At 61.3% G+C, this 1,833-nt stretch carries 1 protein-coding gene and 1 pseudogene; both read right to left on the bottom strand.

Going from position 1 to position 1,833, the window contains the following annotated elements; genetic code table 11:
• Window positions 1–206: 206 nt before the first annotated feature.
• Entirely contained in the window at window positions 207–1,577 is a 1,371-nt protein-coding gene (locus A2I95_RS34930; RefSeq protein WP_027257847.1) for a sodium:alanine symporter family protein, read from the bottom strand.
• A 25-nt stretch (window positions 1,578–1,602) separates the two neighbouring features.
• Window positions 1,603–1,833 (bottom strand): annotated as a pseudogene (locus A2I95_RS34925) (lipoyl synthase); the annotation flags it as partial.

Raw genomic sequence — 1,833 nt, 5'->3', positions numbered from 1 at the left:
GCTGGACAATCTCGGGAATGACCGAAACAGCATGCAGTTCGGCGCCGTAGAACTTGGCCTGCTCCAGCGCGACGGGTAGAGCTTTCTTCCACGATTTTTGATCTGTGTGGTCGATCGGAAGCAGAATTTTGGTGGCCATCAGCCGTCTCCTCGAGATGTGGAATGCGGGTCAGGAGCGGGGGGCCGTGACGGCCCCCCGTCGATGGTTATTCAGCTGCAGTGCCAGCTTCTTCCGACTTGCCGCCGGTGGCAAAGAACTCTTTCGTCAGTTTGAAGACGATCGGGCTCAGCAGCGCCAGGGCGATCAGGTTCGGAATGGCCATCATGGCGTTCAGCGTGTCCGCCAGCAGCCAGATGAAGCCCAGGTCCGCGGTTGCGCCGAAGTAGATCATCACGATCCACAGAACACGGTAAGGGATCAGCGACTTCACACCCAGCAGGAACTCGACGCATTTCTCGCCGTAGAAGGACCAGCCCAGGATGGTGGTGAAGGCAAAGATCGACAGGGCAACCGCGATCAGCGAGCCGCCGATGCCGGGCAGGGTGGTCTCAAACGCCAGCGAGGTCAGCGCCGCACCGGATTCACCCGAGGTCCATGCACCGGACGAGATGATCGCCAGACCGGTGATCGAGCACACGATGATGGTGTCGATGAAGGTGCCCAGCATTGCGATCAGGCCCTGGTTGACCGGACCTTTGGTCTCAGCCGCTGCGTGGGCGATCGGAGCGGAACCCAGGCCCGCTTCGTTCGAGAACACGCCGCGTGCCACGCCAAAACGGATCGCCGCCCAGACTGCCGCACCGGCAAAGCCGCCTTCGGCTGCTGACGGGGTGAAGGCATAGGTGAAGACCAGCGACAGCGCGTTGCCGATATTGCCCAGGTTCAGCAGCAGAACCAGCAGGCCTGCGATGATGTAGGCAATCGCCATGAACGGAACCAGCTTGCCTGCAACCGCACCGATGCGGGTGATGCCGCCCAGGATCACGGCGGCGGTCAGAACCATCAGGATCACGCCGGTGACCGAGGTGTTCACGCCAAAGTTCGATTCCAGAACCTGCGCCACTCCGTTGGCCTGCACGCCGTTGCCGATGCCAAAGGCTGCAACCGCGCCGAACAGCGCAAAGGCGAAGCCCAGCCAGGCCCACTTCGCGTCCAGGCCGTTTTTGATGTAGTACATCGGGCCGCCAACGAAATTGCCCAGCTCGTCCTTCTCGCGGTATTTCACCGCGCAGACAGCTTCGGCGTATTTGGTGGCCATGCCGACCAGAGCGGTCATCCACATCCAGAACAGCGCGCCGGGGCCGCCCAGGAACACCGCAGTTGCAACACCGGCGATATTGCCGGTACCGATGGTGGCCGACAGCGAGGTCATCAGCGCGTTGAACGGGCTGATCTGGCCGTCGCCCTGGCCTTCACGGCCTTTGAACAGCAGGCTGAAGCCGGTGCCGATCTTGAGGATCGGCATGAACTTCAGGCCAACCTGAAGGAAGAAGCCAACGCCAAGAATGAGGACCAGCATCAGTGGCCCCCATACGACGCCGTTGATGGCTCCTACGATTGAATTTAACGCTTCCATGGGTCTCCTCCCGCTTGCGTTTTGGTTAAATGCCCTTTGCCAAGGCCATCTGACGGGCCTCTTTCAGGGCGGCAAAGTCTTCATCCGCGTGGAACGATGAACGGGTCAGCGGCGTGGCCGACACGTGGAGAAAGCCCTTGGACCGGGCAATCTGTTCCAGCTGCGCGAATTCTTCCGGCGACCAGAAGCGGTCGATCGGGTGGTGCTTGGGGGTGGGCTGCAGGTACTGGCCCACGGTCAGGAAATCGACCTGAGC

The sequence above is a fragment of the Leisingera sp. F5 genome, assembly GCF_001593695.1.
The sequence above is the reverse complement of the archived record's forward strand: the minus strand, read 5'-3'. Positions and strand labels throughout refer to the sequence as shown.

What these genes read in the sequence shown, in the direction of transcription:
- A2I95_RS34930 (WP_027257847.1), bottom strand. Translation starts at nt 1,577, where the DNA reads ATGGAAGCGTTAAATTCAATCGTAGGAGCCATCAACGGCGTCGTATGG.